We start from the raw sequence: 18,340 nt of genomic DNA on the forward strand, positions 1-18,340 counted from the left end.
AGGTACCTCAACGAGTTTGCTTTTAGGTTAAATCGTTCACAATCCAAACAGACCATTTTTCATAAAGCTATTGAAAGGATGGTAAAACATCAACCCATATATCAATATCAAATTACACAGAACTTAAATACATAACTCAACAAATTTTATTACTATGAACATCGATGTATCGTCTGTAAAAGATGCCATAGATTGGGCGGAGCAACTGTCAGATATTGGAAGTGATGTAACTATAAGCTTCACAATAAGCTCCACTACTCAAAATACTTCAGAATCATTAGTCGGGAATGACAATTTAATAAATCCTTCTGACACATATCGAGTAGACTCCATGGGTAAAATTCACCTTATCGACAAAAGGACTTATTACAATGAAAACGGTGAAGTTGTACACAAATTAATTTCAGAAAAAACAGGAAAATCTATTCTAGTCAATCAAAAAATGCTGAAAAAAATGACCAAATGTACTTTTGTATCCAACAAAAGACGATTAAAACTTAAATTAGATAGAAAAGAAAAAACTAAAGACCTCATGCTTTTGACCGTAGAAGATGAAGGGGCAGCACTAGAGTTATTTAAATTTCTTGCAGACAATAGTGATGTTGAACAAGCTATACAGGCTTTTACAGATAGCTCAGATACAAGAATCTTCTATATTTACACAAACTACAATATGGGAAGTGTTCAAATAGATACTGATTTATTGGATGTTGTGGAAGGGTTCTCTCCTCTATACAGAATTCACAGTCATCCTTTTGATAATAATGACGCTTGGGATGAATTCCCTTCTGGATATGGATTTACACAAGGTCGATTAGGAGATAGGGGGGCACGTAAAAATTCTATTGAAATTTTTGGATATCAAAAATATTATATGTACCACAACGGGGAACACTCTCTTACAGAATATGCCGATGACCGTAATGGCTTTATAAAAAAACATAATATAACGACAGTAAAACTCAAAAGTCTAAATTTGATAAAGGGATTTGGTGCCAGATAACACTTAATTATAAGCAAACTATAGTCGAATGAAGTCTTTTATTTATCTTTCAATATTACTAGCAATACTTTCTTCCTGTACAGATAAAAAACAGGAAACCGCTGTCTTGAATGAAATGGTCAGTTCTGAGTTAGATAATTTTATTAGCCTACTAGAGAAAAACGACCTAAAAGATGATTCTTTTCTTTGTTTTTCCTTTTATAAAAATGCAGACAAAGTCAATTTTGATATAACGCTGAATCCAATATTTGAATGTTCAAATTTTGAAGGTGTTTTCTATTATGGTCAGGAGCCAGTTTTTATTTCTTTTGAGGGAGAAAACAACGTATCTTTAGAAGATATAAAACCGGCTATCAAAATTGTAGATAGCGAAAAACTAAATACTACACTAAGAGAAATTTGTTTAAAAATCAACAGTGTAAGTCCTGAATATTCTGGCTACGATCCTCCAGTGTGGACTTATGAGATAAACGAAAATAATATAACTTTGGTTCATGAATCCGGATTAAAAAGAGAATAATCGTCTACCAACTATTTCGAATGGTATTCTGCATAAGAAAACTCATAATTCGCTTAGCAAGTTGAGGGAAACGGGTATTTAACAAAAATAGTCGAAGCCAACTGACATAGGACAAAATCTAATTAATGCCTCTTGATTTTTGTATAAATGAAAAATTTCATCATTGCTTTTATCGTCTTTTTGGGATGGTTCTATTTGGGATCGCGTTATTATCTGTGTCACGTAAAGCAACTGTGCAACCCGCCGGCGGCAGAAACTGTCGTGAGCGAATCACCAGCAAAAAACTACGATACCGAGACATTTAACGGCTTTGTCATTCGTAAGGAAAGCGATTCGGTAAGCCTCGCAAGTGGCGGAGAAAAACTGGAAAAAAGTATTTTTGATTTCCTGAATAAAGAACAGTCGCAAGAGGTACTCATCACCGGCTATCACCGGCCTGAAGAAGGGGATTCTACAGGACTTAAGCGCGCCGCTAATTTGAGAAAACACTTGGTAACTTACGGCATAAACCCCGATCGCATCGCTATTGCCTCCGCCGAAGATTACTATCAATACGACAGCCGAGGTTATTTTTATGGAGGAATGACATTAGAATACAGGGATATTCCAAACGAACGAAAAGTGATTATAGAAGAAGGAATTGCCAACAAGATACTCTACTCCCATTTTGGTTCAAAAGAGTTCGTTCCAGATAATACGCTGGTAGGATATGCCGAGGAACTTAAAAACTACCTGAATAAATACCCAGAAAAAAAAGTACTAATTACCGGGCATACCGACAATATTGGTTCGGCCAAAACCAATGAATGGGTGGGAATGCAACGGGCAAAGAACGTTATGAATTACCTTGTTGAAGAAGGTGTTCCTCAAGAAAAAATCGAGGCATTGTCAAAGGGACCGCACGAGCCTATAGAAAGCAATGCCACACCCGAAGGAAGGGAAAAGAACCGAAGAATAGAAATCAAAGTAGACTAAACCAAAAACTCATGGAACATATAGCACCTATAGGCTTTACGGAATATTTGATATTGTTTATTCTCTGCTTTGGCTGTTACCTCATCGGATATTTTTTCGCCAAGAGAAACAGCAAGAAAAAATACGGCAAAGCACTCGACCAATGCCTTACGGAAAAACAGTTGCTGGAAGACAGCCTACTCAACCAATCCGAAACTACCAGAGCTGGCAGAAGCGGTACTCAAAACAATGGAAATACTACAAATAACCACTTAGATTTTGAAAGGCTGGGCTATGCCGATGAAAATCAGAAAGACGATCTTAAAAAGATAAGCGGTATCGGACCATTTATAGAAGAAAAATTAAACGCCATAGGAATTTATACCTACGAACAAATAGGCAGGTTTAACGATGACGACATAGAGCAGGTTACCGAACTTTTGCAATTTTTCCCCGGACGAATTAAGCGCGACAACTGGAAAAGTCAAGCCATTACTCTAAAAAAGAAATAGTAAGCTCTATTTTAATCCTATTCCCGCGACCTTCAAAATAAAAAACCACAAACCCCTTTTTAAAAACAAAAGAGGTTTGTGGGTTTATAAAATTGTTTGTTCTAGCGATACATTTTATCTCGCTGCTCTTTGATGGCAGGATCGTCCATATAATCGTCAAAAGTAAGATATCTATCGATCACCCCATTGGGCGTCAATTCTATAACCCTATTGGCTACGGTTTGTGCAAATTCGTGGTCGTGAGTAGTAAACAATACCGTACCCTTAAAGTTCTTTAGCGAGTTGTTAAAAGCCGTAATACTTTCCAGATCGAGGTGGTTGGTAGGCTCGTCCAACAACAACACATTAGCCCTGAGCATCATCATACGGCTCAGCATACACCGCACTTTTTCACCTCCAGAAAGCACGCGTCCAGTTTTCAAGGCCTCTTCTCCGCTAAACAGCATTTTACCGAGAAATCCACGCACGTATACTTCTTCTCTTTCCTCCTCTGTCTTAGCCCATTGTCGAAGCCAGTCGACCAAGGTGAGGTCATTGTCAAAATACTCAGAATTATCTACCGGAAGATACGATTGTGAAGTAGTTACCCCCCACTGGAACTTTCCTGAACCCGGGGTTTGCTTGCCGCTCACTATCTCATAAAACGCGGTAGTCGCCCTTGAATCGCGAGATATCACCGCTATTTTATCACCCTTATTGAGGTTTATATCTACATTTTTAAACAACAGCTCTCCATCTAACGAAGCGGAGAGTCCTTCTGCGTTTAAAATTTGATCTCCCGCTTCTCTCTCCTGTTCAAAAATAATAGCCGGATACCTTCTGCTAGAAGGCTTGATATCGTCGACCTTGAGTTTTTCCAGCATTTTTTTTCTGGAAGTGGCCTGTTTAGATTTGGCTACGTTAGCACTAAATCGCTGAATAAATTCTTGTAATTCTTTAGCCTTTTCCTCTGCCTTCTTATTCTGTTGAGCCCGTTGTCTAGCTGCCAGCTGACTACTTTCATACCAGAAGGTATAGTTACCTGAATAATGACTGATTTTACCGAAATCAATATCAGAAATATGTGTACAAACCGCATCGAGAAAATGACGGTCGTGAGACACTACAATCACCGTATTATCGTAATTGGCGAGGAAGTTTTCCAACCACCCTATGGTTTCAAAATCGAGGTCGTTGGTAGGCTCGTCCATAATCAATACATCTGGATTGCCAAACAGCGCCTGTGCCAATAGCACACGCACCTTGAGCTTACCGTCCATATCCGACATCGCTGTGTAGTGAAACTCTTCCGAAATCCCCAGATTGGACAACAATGCAGCGGCATCACTGTCGGCGCTCCAGCCGTTCATCTCCTCAAACTGCACCTGCAATTCCCCTACTCGATCACCATCTGCATCACTAAAGTCTTCCTTAGCATAGATATCGTCCATTTCCTTCTTGATAGCAAAAAGGGGTTTATTTCCCATGATCACTGTTTCGAGTACGGTGTGTTCGTCGTATGCGTAGTGATCTTGTTCCAACACCGACATTCGCTTTCCCGGCTCCAGATGAATCTGTCCAGAAGTAGGCTCTAGTTTACCGGAAAGAATTTTTAGAAAAGTAGACTTCCCTGCCCCGTTGGCTCCTATCACTCCGTAACAATTACCTTGAGTAAAAGTTACATTTACCTCGTCAAACAACACTCTTTTGCCGAATTGAACAGAAAGATTGGATACTGTCAGCATATACTATTCTCAGTTAAAAAAGTTAATACAACCACTTTACAACACTTCACGGCTTGCATTCTTGGAAGCTGTAATCTATATTTGATTTTTAATTCCTGCAAAAGTAACAAAACCTAAACGACTAACACAGCTAAGCTCCCTTGAAATGCAGTTTTAACTGACTATTAACACCCTGGCTTTATCAGGTTTGTTAGATTTGTGAAGGTATTAGCTATGGTGTTCATCGCTATACGAATAATGTAATGGTATGAGGAAACTGCTGATAGCATTTTTGGCGATACCTTTTGTAAGCTGTAACGATTCGATACAAAAAACCGCCTATTTTGGAGGTGAGATTATAAATCCCAGAGATAGTATTGTAATTCTTTACAAGGACGACGAACCGGTGGATACAGCAATACTCGATAGCCAAAACCGCTTTTTATTTAAATTAGGATTGGATGACAAGGAGGGTGATCTGTTTAAATTCAGGCACTTTCCAGAACATCAATACGTTTATATTCAAGGGGGAGACAGTGTTATGGCTCGAGTAAATACCCTTAATTTTGACGAATCCTTGGTCTTTTCTGGCAGAGGTTCGGAGAAAAATAATTTTCTCATAGAGATGTTTATCCGAGACGAAGAAGAACAGCGTCTCATTTACAATTACTACTCTTTAAATCCCGAAGCATTTTCCAAAAAAATAGACTCTCTAAGAGCTATGAAGCTAGAGCAATACGAGTACCTCATCGTAAATCATCGCCTGTCGGATGCGGCGAGGAATGTAGCTAAGGCCTCCGTCGATTATCCTAATTACAAGTCCAGGGAATTCTATCCCTATATGCACAAAAGACTCACTAATATTGCGCGGGAAGACCTGTTGGATCTCCCTGACGACTTTTTTGATTTCAGAAAAGACGTGAACTACAACGACAAGGATCTGAGTTTCTACAAGCCTTATTTCGACTTTATGATAACCCATTTTAACAGTATGGCCTATGCAAAATGTGTTAAAGAGTGTCAAAAAGGCATTAAAAATGCCGGTAAATCGGTACATTATTTTATACACCGATTAGAGCTTGTAGACAGCAAGGTAAAAGAAGAAACTCTAAAAGACTATCTATTCCGAAATACGGCTTATGCCTATTATCTCGAAGATCAGAACGAAGCCGACAACCTGCTCTTTCTCGAGAAATTTAGAGCACTCGACAAGAGCAATAAGTACAAGAATGAGATAGAATCTCTATACAACAATATCCGCAACCTGAGTAAGGGAGCGACATTGCCTAGCTTAAAACTCATCGACACCGAATCGCAACAAACGGACTTATCGCAGGTGTATCAACACCAAAACACTGTGATTTATTTTTGGACTTTTTATCAAAAAGGCCACTCAAAATACATAAACGATCGCGTCATAAGCCTGGAACAAGAATATCCCACGGTCAATTTTGTAGGCATCTGTCTCAATGAAAACTACGATGAGTGGATGCAGACTATACTATCTCAAGGTTTGAGAGAGCAACCTCAATACCTGTCGCTAAACCAGGAAGCCATGAGCAGAGAACTCACCATAAACAGTCTGAACAAAGTGATTGTAGTAGACCGACACAATCACATTGTAAACGCCTTTACACATATCAACAGTCGAGAGCTGTATCGCATTCTCAAATCTCTTTAGTATTACTACACTGCCTCGTCGAAGATTACACCCTATAAAAATCGGGTTGCCAGACCGTTATTACGCGGTTTGACAACCCGGATTAATCTGAACTGCATTTCGGCAGTTATACATTCCCCTTTTTGTAATCTTGAAGGAATTTCTCCAAGCCGATATCGGTAAGTGGGTGTTTCAGCAAACCTGTAATAGAAGACAGTGATCCTGTCATGACATCGGCCCCTATTTTGGCACAATCTATCACGTGCATGGTATGTCTAACGGAGGCTGCGAGGATTTCTGTGGCAAAGCCGTAGTTGTCGTATATCTGTCTAATCTCTGCAATTAAATTTAGTCCGTCGGTAGAAATATCATCTAAGCGGCCTATAAACGGTGACACATAGGAAGCTCCTGCCTTAGCGGCAAGCAGAGCCTGTCCCGGAGAAAACACCAAAGTACAATTGGTGCGTATCCCCTTGTCGGAAAAATACTTAATAGCCTTTATCCCATCTTTAATCATAGGGACCTTTACCACAATCTGTTCGTGCAGGTCGGCAAGCTCTTCTCCTTCCTTTATCATCCCTTCAAAATCGGTGGAAATCACTTCGGCAGACACATCTCCTTCTACAATATTGCAGATATCTACATAGTGTTTCAAGATGTTGTCTCTCCCTGTAATTCCCTCTTTAGCCATAAGTGACGGATTGGTGGTTACCCCATCGAGTACTCCTAAGGCCTGTGCTTCTTCAATTTGCTGCAAATTGGCAGTGTCGATAAAAAATTTCATGCGAATAAATTCAGAGTTAAGTTGTTTATCTCCGCATATGCAGAGCTACAGTTTATAATGATTTAGCAATAGCTTTTCGTACACTCTATCTGGAAGAATACGCTTTAGCACTATGGAAAATTTCTGCATAAAAGCTCCTACCTTATAGTGAATACGAGGCGACTTTGACGTGATTATACGGTGTATTACCCTAGCCATTTGCTCCGGGTCTCCTCCTTCATCTACGTGTTCATCCATCAGTCTCAGAGTTTTGCCGTATTTTTCCTCATAGGGCGATCCTTGCTGTACCGGAGCGTGATATCTACCCGCTGCGATATTGGTAGCAAAATCTCCCGGCGCCACATTTACCGCCTGCACACCAAAATCCCTGATCTCCATACGCAGAGCCTCGGTGAGCAATTCTAGCGCTCCCTTAGAAGATGAATACACCCCTCTGTAAGGCAAGCCCATATATCCCGCAATAGAGGTTACATTGACAATAAGACCAGTTCGCTGTGCCCTCATAGTGGGCAATACCGCTCTGATTACACGGAGGGGTCCAAAAAAATTGGTTTCAAAATTTTGGCGCACCTCCTCGTCGGGAATCTCCTCAAGCGGTCCGGTAATCCCTACTCCCGCATTGTTGATCAGTACATCTACCCTCGAGGCTATCTCCAAAAGGTGCTCTACCGCTTCTGATACCGAATCCGGATTTCTCACATCCATTTTCAACAGCGGAAATACCGACACCTTTACCCTCTCAGGGTTCCTACTGGTGCCATACACCTTAAACCCTTTCGCACTGAGGTACTCGCCTACGCACTTCCCTATTCCTGAAGAGCCTCCGGTAATTAATACTACTTTAGACATTGTGTCCTCGTTTTATTCCTTTCGGGAACGAAGATACTTTTTTTGCCGTAAATAAAGCTCAAATCTACAAACTAATACTAAGCACAAATACGAGACAAGCTTCCTACAACTTTTACCACAAGGACTTTACAGTTAGTTGTCGATAAACGAGAATTTATCTTCAAATATCTTACCTATTATCGGCAACGGCTTTTTGACCTCGTTTGCCGCATTGATAATCCCTATAATGAGAAACACCAAAAATACAATTCCAACCATACTCACAATACCGCCGAGTGCAGACGAGATGGAACTCACAACAACTACCGCAATATTAAACAGTATACTCGTTACAATAAGTCCTAACCCCTGTTTCAAATGATAGCGACTAAGATCGTCGCGCTGATCCTTACCCGCAAAGTAAGCTACCAGCCATAAGATGCCGAGATAACTCAAAATAGATTGTGCTTTTGAATTCATAATTTATACAATTAGGTTACACATTAATACTATAAAAAATCAGACGGCAATTTATATTGTATTTCTCATCAAAGATATCACTGAAATCAGGTATTATTTATACAGTCTATCGCAGCTCTCTTCAAGGCAATTTTACTCTGTACACCTTGTACGGATACTCGGTGCGATCGACACCTTTATTCCACTGTGGCAGGCGTTGCAATTGGGCACAGGTAAAATACAGATAGCCGTCGCTACCTATACCGAGCGAATCGGGCCACAATATCCTAGAATCTTGTACCAAAGTGTGTTTCTCTCCATCTGGACTGATAAACGAAATACTGTAATCTGTAGAAGCAGTGAGGTATATATTGCCTTTTGCATCGGCTATTAGTCCATGAGTAATACCCGCCTCCCCCACTTTTTTAACTTTTTTGCCAAGGGCTTCATCAGACAGTGTTGCATCTGCGAGAAAGGATGTTTCAACGCTGAAGAGTTCATTCTTATTTATAGGCTTAAAATAAAACAAGCTACAGTCGGGAGCAAGAGCAATACCGTTTACATTTGATGAAAACGGTTTGCCGTTCTTGTCCTCCATACGGCGATCTCCATAGGTTATCACCATATCATCTGCAAGTGTAAATGGAGTGTTTTTCAGCACTGTCCTACTCTTACCGGTATTCAGATCAAGTACTACAATAGCTGCCTGTCCGGGATCGGACAGATAGGCCAGTTGTCTTTGAGTGTCTACTCTTACATCGTTGAGTCCGGAAACTGTTTTGTCCAAGTCATCAAACAGATAAACCCTTTCTACACTATTAGTAGCTGTGTTTATTTTCACCAACTTAAACCTACCTTCCTTCTCTGCCCCAGAATCCCCAAAAATAGAGCCTTTGGAAGCGGGTTGGGAATCCAGCACCCATAACTGGTCCTCTTTGTCGACAAACAAATCCTGTACTCTGAGAAAATGACCACTGTCGTCTTTTTTTACATTCCACTCCTCATCCGGGTAAGGATACAACTCACCCGATTTAACCTCGGTCAAAGCATAGCGATCGTCTCCGTCGTAATTAGGGAAAGCTATAAATACCCGATTACCTGAAGTTACACTTAGTCCAATCGCCATACTCTCTCCGAGTACAGCTACTTCTTCAAGAGCCTCACTGTGATATTTTGTCTGACTAGATACAGGAGATAACATTCCGGCTGAAATTACAGTTACAGTAAACAATAATTTTTTCATAGCGTATTTTTTACACCCTTAAAGATACTGCTTTTTATCGATTGCCAAAAAGTTCCATTTTGTACTTTTTCTATTTTAACTCACCTTTTATTCCCATAAAAAAACACGCCTTTATAGCTGCCAAATTTAAAAGCCGATCTTCGAAATTCTCTAAAAGTTTTTCATAAAAATCCGTAGTACGAAGGCATCCAAAGCACATAATCCAATTGTATTCAACAATCTGACTGATAAAAATATAGTTAAATAAAAAGTTTATATAAATAAACATAAAATATTGATAATATTATAAATACAATATTTAATAAACATTTTGTGTACTGATGAATAATCCTAAAAAACACCAAGTCCCACCTAAAAGTGGCATCGTTTACAACAAACTATTACTTTATCCTCCCCAGCTGTAGTTTTACCTTAACAATTTAATCGACACTTACTTTCCTATAGTGTCTGATTAAAAAATTTTACCTTTATCTCCAGGTCTAGTTTTGGGTGAAGTACTAAGGATAAGTTTTTTTCATCTATAATCAAAAAAATGATTGTTCGATCTTTCAAAACTTTCAATTTTCTTCACTTCCCCAAAAAGGGTGACAACAATATCTATTCCCTGTAAACAAGCGGTGTTGCGGGATTTTTAAGAAAAAGGCACTAGATTGTAAAAAACTAACTATCAACACATTAAACAACTGTTGATAACCTCTTTAAATCTTTTTTACTCCCCTTGCAAAACTTGTGATTTCTTGGCTTAATTTAGTTTTCACGAAAGTAAGGGCAAATGTCTTCTTATTTGTTTTTCCAGGAAATTGATTTCAAACTTATTACCGAAAAGGAAGAAATTTTAAAATACTTGAATTATGGGAATTTTTGACAGAAGAGTAAATTACAAACCGTTTGAGTACCCCGATGTTTTACAATTTACAGAAGCTATAAACAAATCATTTTGGGTACACAGTGAGGTAGATTTTACTGCCGACACTCAAGACTTCCACTCCTACCTCAATCCGGCAGAGCGCAAAGCAATTAAAAACAGTTTGTTAGCTATTGCGCAGATTGAAGTTGCTGTGAAGTCTTTCTGGGGAAATATCTATCACCACTTTCCAAAACCCGAGTTCAATGGTCTAGGGAGTACCTTTGCGGAATGTGAGTTTCGCCATTCAGAGGCCTATTCTAGATTACTGGAAGTATTGGGCTACAACAACGAGTTTAAAGATCTTCTCACTGTTCCCGTAATCAGTGATAGGGTGGAATACTTGTCTTCTGCACTGAAAAATGCCAATTCTGAAGACAATAAGAAATATGTAGTTTCTCTGATACTGTTTTCCATTCTCATTGAAAACGTATCGCTCTTTAGTCAATTTGCCATCATACTGTCGTTTACCCGATTTAAAGGGTATATGAAAAATGTGAGCAATATTATTGCGTGGACTTCTGTAGACGAGCAAATCCACGCTAATGCAGGGATTTACCTAGTAAATAAAATCAGAGAGGAATACCCCGACTTCTTCGATGATGAAACTGTAGAGCATGTAAAAAGTACTGTAAAAAATTCACTGGAAATAGAAGGCAAAATACTGGATTGGATTTTTGAGGAGGGCGAGTTGGAAACCATCAAAAAACGCGATTTGCTCAACTTTATGAAATACCGTATCGACGACAGTCTCGACAAAATTGGCCTCGGTCGCATTTACAATATCACCTCCGAAGAGTATGCCCCGCTTCGCTGGTTTGAAGAAGAAGTTTTTGCCAATAGCTTAGACGATTTCTTTGCAAAAAGGCCGGTAGATTACACCAAACACGACAAGAGTATTACAGCAGACGATTTATTTTAAAAAATATTAAACCCGAGTTAAGCATGATTACAAAAGAGCTACCGCTAACCGATGAAAACGATGTGACGCTAACAGAAAAACTTTGGTGGAAAAACGACGAAAGTGAACAGATTCTAAACCGGGGATACCTACTTAAAGGAGAAACTGTAGAAGGCGCCATAGATCGTATTACCACAGCTGCAGCAAAGCGACTGTACAAACCGGAACTGAAAGAATCGTTCCAGGAAATGATTGAACGTGGCTGGATGAGCCTCAGCTCGCCTATATGGGCAAATATGGGTACAGAGCGAGGATTGCCCATATCTTGCTTTAACGTACATATCCCCGATAATATAGAAGGAATTACACACAAGCTCGGCGAAGTAATTATGCAAACTAAAATCGGTGGAGGAACTTCCGGTTACTTCGGTTCGCTGAGAGCCCGGGGTAGTGCCGTAACCGACAATGGAAAAAGTAGTGGTGCCGTGAGCTTTATGAAGCTGTTCGACACCGCTATGGATACCATATCGCAAGGAGGTGTGCGTCGTGGAGCCTTTGCTACCTACCTCGATATCGATCATCCGGACGTAGAAGAATTTCTCAAAATAAAAGATATAGGTAACCCTATTCAAAACCTCTTTTTCGGCGTGTGTGTATCAGACTACTGGATGCAGGAAATGATAGACGGCGATATCGACAAGAGAAAGATATGGGCCAAAGTACTGGAGAGCAGACAGGAAAAAGGACTGCCTTATATCTTTTTCAGCGACAATGTAAACCGCAACAAACCACAGGTGTATAAAGATCTGGATATGCGGGTCAATGCCAGTAACCTCTGCTCAGAGATTATGCTCCCTTCTTCGGAGGACGAATCGTTTATCTGCTGCCTATCGTCTATGAATCTCGAGCTTTACGACGAGTGGAAAAATACCGAAGCCGTAAAACTAGCCATCTTTTTCCTCGATGCCGTACTACAGGAATTTATCGAAAAAACAGAAGGCAATTACTATCTGGCCTCCGCCAATCGCTTTGCCAAACGACACAGAGCTCTTGGTTTGGGCGTATTGGGATGGCATTCATATCTGCAAAAAAATATGATTCCTTTTGAAGGTATGGAAGCCAAAATGAAAACCACCGAGATCTTTAAAGATATCAGAGCTAAAGCCGACAAAGCTACAGAAGAATTAGCCAGAATATACGGAGAACCCGAAGTACTAAAAGGATACGGACGCAGAAACACCACTACCATGGCCATTGCGCCCACGACCTCATCTTCGGCCATTTTAGGACAAACCTCTCCGGGAATCGAGCCTTTTAGTAGTAACTATTACAAGGCAGGTCTTTCTAAAGGTAATTTTATCAGGAAGAACAAATACCTGAAACAATTGCTGCAAGAAAAAGGTATAGACAACGAAGACACCTGGAGAAATATCATGCTCGACAGTGGTAGCGTACAAAAATTAGATGCGCTCACCGAAGAGGAAAAAGCCGTGTTCAAGACCTTTAAAGAGATCAGTCAACTGGAAATCATACAACAGGCCTCCATTCGCCAGAAATACGTAGACCAGTCGCAGAGTCTGAACATCAATATCCCCTCGGCAGTTCCGATTAAAGAAGTTAACAAACTGCTGATAGAGGCTTGGAAACTCGGGGTAAAAACCCTCTACTACCAAAGAAGCCAAAGCGTTTCAAAAGAAATGGTAAACAACTTAGTGAATTGCAGTAGCTGCGAGTCGTAAGCTCAATACTTATCATTAAAATCCAAAAATCCGGAGCACTCTGCTGAGACTCCGGATTTTTTTGTTTTTGTGACAAACAGCCCAAATCAAGCCTGTTAAAACTGAATAGGTCCTTGATTTTTAGCGATAAGAATGTAATCTACGTATTTGGATAGGGACTTTAAAGTTCCTGTTAGGGGAACTATGGTAAAATCTCCTTTTGCTCTTTTGTCAATGGGTTCATAAAATTCCTTCCAAGGATGCTTGTCTCTGAGCTCGTATAAGGTAATAGGGGTTTTAAAATTTTCGTCCCACTGCTGAGATTCTTCGTGAAGGACAAGCCCCGTAAGTATGGAAAGTGATTTTTCTCGTTTCAAGATGTTAGCCAATCTTGGCATTTCTTTGTCAAACAAAGGTTCGAGATAGGTGTGGTCTCTACCCACCAGGAGCAAAAAGTTTTTCTCGTCTGAGGTCTTTACGTAATTTATCACATTCTTTCCTATATCCTCTTCGCGACTCCCTCCAAATCCGACAGCGTGATTGTTCATCAATTCCAAAATTACTTCACTGTCCTTTTTCGGGAGAGAATCTTTTATAAAATTCTGGTGCTGTGCGAGAATCTCTTTTGCCTCTCTCACAAACTTTTTTCCCTTCTCTGTAGGATAACCAACTCCGTATGCTTTGTAAAATTGGGGCTGTGCAATCACATTCATCAAAGAGTCTATCTGAGTAGGTCTGTGCTCCTGCGTTTTTAAAATATTGTACAAGGCATAAGCAAATGTTCTCGTTCGATCAAAATCAACTCCTATCACCTCCAAGGGCACTTTTAAGGTTTTGTTGAATTGATATATCTCTTCCCATGCCTCCTGCCAATCGGTGTAATAACCGCCATAGATGGTATAGGCGAGGTGTTTTTTGTTTCCCGTTTCGAGATAGAGATTGTAAAAATAGGCTTCTGCCGGTCCAAATTCGACAAGCAATTTATCTACTTGATTCTTCTCGTAAAGCATTTTTACCAGCTCCGGATATACAGTTGGTGCCACCGAAGAGGAGTGATTTTCTCCGAGCAATAACAATTTTTTTTCATTCTCCTCCCCCGCAAAAAATTCGGAAAAATAGGTGTCATTATATATCTTTTGTTGTCCCGACAAAACGTTAGATATCAGACATACACCGAGAAGTATATATTTCATTGTGTCTCAGTTGTTTTTTAATTTGTTAAGATGATCTTCGCTCGACTGTTTTTTTGGCCCTTCGATTCCACAATTTGAAAGGCCGGAAAACAGCAAACAATCTAAATGTCGAGCTGATCAAACAAATCGAGAAGTTTCTCATCGGAGGGATATGGAGCAGTGGCATCTACAATTTTTCCTTCCGGATCCAACAGTATAAAACGAGGTATCATTTTAATATTAAAGGCCTTTGCCAATTTGTCGTGGGCATTTTTGTCTGCGATAAGCTGAATACCGTTCAGATCGTTATCTCTTACAAAATCCTGCCATTTACCGCGGTCTTCTTCCTTGTCGATAGAAATACTTACAAACTGAATATTCTTGCCTTCATAAGCCTTCGCCACCTTTTTTAAACTCGGAATCTCTTTTTTACAGGGGCCACACCAGGTAGCCCAAAGATCTATATAGGTGTATTTCCCTTTGAGCTCGCTCAATGCTATTGTCGTTCCCTCTGTGTCCTCAAAAACAACTTCCGGTGCCGGATTTCCCTCTAGCATACCTTCCATTTCTCTGTACTTATCTCTTACCACAGCGGCCATTTCAGGATAAGGACAGTCGGCTCCAAACTTGTCATACAGCACTTTGGTAAAATCTCTTGACAGAGCGTATGCCATAAACTGATAATAGTTTTTTTCGGGTAACTCCTGCCCTACCCAATTGTAAAAGTCCAGTAGCTCACCGGTAGTATTGCGCTTGCAGTAGACTTCGTATTTCGCTTTTAGATAAGCGCTCAAACTGTAATAATACCCTATGCCATTATCACCTATATCTCCCTCCAATTTTGCGGTATCCAGAAAATCGTAGTAGTCATCGGGCAAAGGGGTCGCTTCCAAATCATTATAACTCGCGTGTATTCCGGGGTAATTCACTTTAGAAGCGACCATCTCGCCGTAGTAGTTGGTCTTGTAAAACTGTATGAGCTCAGGGCTCAATTGGTGTTTCGAAGAAAAATCGTCTAAAAAGGCTAACTTCTCCTGATACAGAGAGTCGGCTACCCTCTTGTAATCGTCTGGTTTTCTATTCGCTACATCGTACCAGTTTTTTAAAAACTTGTGTTTGTAATCGTTAAAACTTCTTTCTTCGGCATTTACAAAAATAGTATTGTCGGCATTTGCTCCTGTAAAAGACAGGCTCTCTTTCAATTGTTCTGCATCTGCCTCTATGTAAAGACTATCTCCTGGCAGCAAATAAAGATGTACCATTCTAAAATCGACTGTACCCGTTCTCATGGTGGTGTCTTTACCTTCTATGGTAATGTACTTAAACTCTTCAGTAGTGGGAACTTTTCCAAACGAAAACCAGCCTTTAATTGGACTTTCCGCCTTTAGTTCCATTCTGAATTTGCCATTCGCCGAAAAATCCACGCTTTCGGTCTGTAGGTTTTTCAGAAATTCGTAATTGTAATAGGAAAACACCCCGGTAGTATCCTTAAAGTGCTCTATCTGTCCGGCGACGATAATCGTATCTTTTTTTTCTGTCTCCTTCACTTCCCGCTGGCATCCAACTATCCAGATAGTCGACAATACCACCGTTATTTTGATTGTTCTTTTTAGAAAATTCATCGCTTAATTATTTAGTGGATTATACTCACTTTCCTGCCATGCCTCATTAATTGCCTCAAGCGGAATTCCTTCTTGTCGGAACATAGAAACCACCAAGTCGTACTTTTCTTTTAACAACCAATGTGTGTTTAGCAATTCATCTCTCTCTAGAGGTGGCACCGTAGACGCCCAAGCGGCAAAAAGATCAAAATCCTGCTGATTTGACTTTATAAGATCCTGATTATCCGTCAAAAACCCTAAAGAATAAGCTGTTTCTAAGTCTGTTACCTGCCAGTAATACGCCCCCGCGTCTTCTACAGCCTCTGTAAACTTGTAGTAAAAGGCATCGGTGTATATGGGAATAGATCGTAAAACAGAAGACAAGCCGTAGTAAAAGCTCTGTTTTAGCAATAGTGAATCCAAACTATCGTCTACAATTCCACCCACGGTGAGATCAGAATTGGAATTATACCACAGATAAGACAGATAGTCGTATTTAGCACTTGGCGAGGTACCGCTGGAAAGCTCATTCTGATACAAATAGAAATTCCTAAAGATATACTTTTTCTTATCTTCCGGGATCAGTTTTACAAACTCATCTTCTATCATATCTATATACACTAGAGCAGCGGCAGTGTCGGCCGGTATTCTATCGCCCAGTTGCAAACCGTCTTCTGAGACCAAATCATTATAATTTCGGTTACCTATGGTATCCGTATAGACTATAATTCCGTAATCGTCGTACAGTTTGAGAATACGGTCGCTTAATGGAGTGCCCGCTACCAAATTGCTCGGCAACTCCTGTGGCGCGTTATAGTCTGGCACAAGCTTGTCTTCTTCAGAACAAGCGAGTAGGAAGAGCAATAACACAACGACCGAAAACATATATTGAAAACTCTTATTTCTCATAATATTCGTATTAAATAATTAGCGAGGGTTCTTTTCCATCAGAGGGTTAAAATCTAATTCTACCTGCGGAATCTGCAAAATATAGCGAGGGTCCTTTTCCAGCAGTATATAAGTCTCTTCGTTGTACTGATGTCTGATTTCTGGCATACCGTATCTGCGGAGATCGTACCAGCGGTGAAACTCTCCGAAGAGTTCTCTGCGACGCTCTTCGCGAACTACATCAACCACTTCTTCCTGTCCGGAATAATCGGAAAGTGTGTACTTGTAGTAATCGCCATTCCCCGGATCAAATTGTGCATCAAACTTAAAACTCCTTATGTAGTTTATATCGTCTAAGCCCTCCTGAAGCATTCCCGACTCAGCATAGGCCTCGGCTCGATTCAAATAAGCCTCCTCTACCCGAAATCCTCTTACCGGCTCTCCAGTTCTATTGGGAAAGGGTCTGTTCTTAAAATACACTCTCCCCTGTGGTCCCTTTATCCAAGTAAAATAATACAGTCGTAAATCGCCGGGCTCGAAGGTGTCAATTAGGTCGTCCGACACACCTAATGCTCCCGGATAGTACACATAAGAATAGTATTCATTAGAGCCGTAAACAAAGAGTACATTATTGTTTTCCGGATTCAGGTAATGGGTACCCTGCCCGTACCCCCAAATTGTTTGGGCTTCATCTATCGTGGTTCCGGAAATGTCAAAAATCAGAGAGTTTCCATCGACCACCTTAGTAGCGTATTCAATGGTTTTCTCGTAGTCCTTTTTATACAGTGCAACCCTCGATGCAAGGAGATTTGCTGCTATAGGAGTTAATTTGTACTTAGACTGTACCCGTTGATCGTTTTCTTCCATCAGTCGTATCCCTTCTGTGAGGTCAATATCGATCTGATCGTATACTTCCTGTACGCTATTTCTCGTATAAGAAGAAGCCTGCACTGCAGGGTCGAGTTTTAAAGGAACCCCCGGGTCGGAAGCTGCCGTACCGGCATCGTAGGGTTTTGCGTATAAGTTTACCAACTTAAAATAGGCAAAAGCACGCAATACCATTGCTTCTCCCTTTAAGTAATTTTTGGCGGCTTCACCTCCTTCAGCGGCGTCAATGTTTTCTACGACAACATTGGCGTAGTATATGGCCTCGTAAAAGTTTTTCCAAGCCTGATCGTAAGAACGCATCATAGAAGGATGCTCGTGGGTGATTTCAAACGAATAAGGATGAATCGGATATTCGATGGCATTCTGATTGAAATATCTCAAATCCTGATCGTCGGTCATCATTTCCACATAATAATCCAGAGGGACTTCAGTACCGTAATCTCTGGTCGTGGGATAACCGTAATTCAGGAGTTCGTCGTAATCCTGAACTGTTTCGGGTTTTAACTTGTTTTGGGGATCTTCCTCCAAAGCTTTATCGCATGAAAAGAAAGCGATCAATACAGGAAGTAACACCAATATTTTATTTGATATTTTCATGAGTT

At 40.3% G+C, this 18,340-nt stretch carries 16 protein-coding genes and 1 pseudogene; 8 read left to right on the forward strand and 9 right to left on the reverse strand.

Going from position 1 to position 18,340, the window contains the following annotated elements; all coding sequences use genetic code 11:
- From ACYZZR_RS08980 to ACYZZR_RS09000, 5 genes and pseudogenes are all read left to right on the forward strand, one after another.
- Positions 1-135 (forward strand): annotated as a pseudogene (locus tag ACYZZR_RS08980) (IS1595 family transposase); the annotation flags it as partial.
- 19 nt (positions 136-154) lie between these two features.
- The gene (locus tag ACYZZR_RS08985) at positions 155-1,003 is read left to right on the forward strand and encodes a JAB-like toxin 1 domain-containing protein (RefSeq protein WP_461533671.1); all 849 of its coding nucleotides are present in this window, start codon (positions 155-157) and stop codon (positions 1,001-1,003) included.
- A 28-nt stretch (positions 1,004-1,031) separates the two neighbouring features.
- Positions 1,032-1,523: a hypothetical protein gene (locus tag ACYZZR_RS08990; protein WP_461533672.1), complete on the forward strand. Its 492-nt coding sequence runs from the start codon at positions 1,032-1,034 to the stop codon at positions 1,521-1,523.
- Between the two features lie 147 nt (positions 1,524-1,670).
- The gene (locus ACYZZR_RS08995; protein WP_461533673.1) at positions 1,671-2,498 is read left to right on the forward strand and encodes an OmpA family protein; all 828 of its coding nucleotides are present in this window, start codon (positions 1,671-1,673) and stop codon (positions 2,496-2,498) included.
- Positions 2,499-2,509: 11 nt separating this feature from the next.
- Positions 2,510-2,989 carry a hypothetical protein gene (locus ACYZZR_RS09000; protein ID WP_461533674.1) on the forward strand — a complete coding sequence of 160 codons (480 nt, stop codon included), beginning with the start codon at positions 2,510-2,512 and terminating at the stop codon, positions 2,987-2,989.
- Positions 2,990-3,090: 101 nt separating this feature from the next.
- Here the strand turns inward: ACYZZR_RS09000 and ACYZZR_RS09005 are convergent, their stop codons facing one another.
- A complete protein-coding gene (locus ACYZZR_RS09005; protein ID WP_461533675.1) occupies positions 3,091-4,713 on the reverse strand; it encodes an ABC-F family ATP-binding cassette domain-containing protein in 1,623 nt (540 codons plus the stop codon).
- Between the two features lie 247 nt (positions 4,714-4,960).
- Here ACYZZR_RS09005 and ACYZZR_RS09010 point away from each other — a divergent pair, with 247 nt between their 5' ends.
- A complete protein-coding gene (locus ACYZZR_RS09010) occupies positions 4,961-6,373 on the forward strand; it encodes a TlpA family protein disulfide reductase (RefSeq protein WP_461533676.1) in 1,413 nt (470 codons plus the stop codon).
- Positions 6,374-6,479: 106 nt separating this feature from the next.
- Here the strand turns inward: ACYZZR_RS09010 and fsa are convergent, their stop codons facing one another.
- The 4 genes from fsa to ACYZZR_RS09030 form a co-directional block, all read right to left on the reverse strand.
- Positions 6,480-7,136 (reverse strand): fructose-6-phosphate aldolase, encoded by a 657-nt coding sequence (fsa, locus tag ACYZZR_RS09015; protein WP_461533677.1) that lies wholly within the window; start codon positions 7,134-7,136, stop codon positions 6,480-6,482.
- Between the two features lie 45 nt (positions 7,137-7,181).
- The gene (locus ACYZZR_RS09020) at positions 7,182-7,985 is read right to left on the reverse strand and encodes an SDR family oxidoreductase (protein ID WP_461533678.1); all 804 of its coding nucleotides are present in this window, start codon (positions 7,983-7,985) and stop codon (positions 7,182-7,184) included.
- Positions 7,986-8,117: 132 nt separating this feature from the next.
- Positions 8,118-8,444 carry a hypothetical protein gene (locus tag ACYZZR_RS09025; RefSeq protein WP_461533679.1) on the reverse strand — a complete coding sequence of 109 codons (327 nt, stop codon included), beginning with the start codon at positions 8,442-8,444 and terminating at the stop codon, positions 8,118-8,120.
- Positions 8,445-8,565: 121 nt separating this feature from the next.
- Entirely contained in the window at positions 8,566-9,666 is a 1,101-nt protein-coding gene (locus tag ACYZZR_RS09030) for an SMP-30/gluconolactonase/LRE family protein (protein WP_461533680.1), read from the reverse strand.
- 851 nt (positions 9,667-10,517) lie between these two features.
- Between ACYZZR_RS09030 and ACYZZR_RS09035 the strand changes: the two genes are divergently transcribed.
- Positions 10,518-11,492: a ribonucleotide-diphosphate reductase subunit beta gene (locus ACYZZR_RS09035; protein ID WP_461533681.1), complete on the forward strand. Its 975-nt coding sequence runs from the start codon at positions 10,518-10,520 to the stop codon at positions 11,490-11,492.
- A 23-nt stretch (positions 11,493-11,515) separates the two neighbouring features.
- A complete protein-coding gene (locus ACYZZR_RS09040) occupies positions 11,516-13,210 on the forward strand; it encodes a ribonucleoside-diphosphate reductase subunit alpha (RefSeq protein WP_461533682.1) in 1,695 nt (564 codons plus the stop codon).
- Between the two features lie 95 nt (positions 13,211-13,305).
- Here ACYZZR_RS09040 and ACYZZR_RS09045 read toward each other — a convergent pair whose 3' ends face one another.
- From ACYZZR_RS09045 to ACYZZR_RS09060, 4 genes are all read right to left on the reverse strand, one after another.
- Positions 13,306-14,382, reverse strand: coding sequence for a hypothetical protein (locus tag ACYZZR_RS09045; RefSeq protein ID WP_461533683.1), 1,077 nt, complete (start codon positions 14,380-14,382; stop codon positions 13,306-13,308).
- Between the two features lie 101 nt (positions 14,383-14,483).
- The gene (locus ACYZZR_RS09050; protein ID WP_461533684.1) at positions 14,484-15,983 is read right to left on the reverse strand and encodes a TlpA family protein disulfide reductase; all 1,500 of its coding nucleotides are present in this window, start codon (positions 15,981-15,983) and stop codon (positions 14,484-14,486) included.
- A 3-nt stretch (positions 15,984-15,986) separates the two neighbouring features.
- Complete coding sequence (locus ACYZZR_RS09055; RefSeq protein ID WP_461533685.1) at positions 15,987-16,871, reverse strand: hypothetical protein; 885 nt, start codon at positions 16,869-16,871, stop codon at positions 15,987-15,989.
- 18 nt (positions 16,872-16,889) lie between these two features.
- On the reverse strand, positions 16,890-18,335 hold the full coding sequence (locus tag ACYZZR_RS09060) for a RagB/SusD family nutrient uptake outer membrane protein (protein ID WP_461533686.1): 1,446 nt from the start codon (positions 18,333-18,335) through the stop codon (positions 16,890-16,892).
- Positions 18,336-18,340: the final 5 nt, after the last annotated feature.

Source organism: Sinomicrobium sp. (assembly GCA_029266035.1).
GTDB lineage: Bacteria > Bacteroidota > Bacteroidia > Flavobacteriales > Flavobacteriaceae > Sinomicrobium.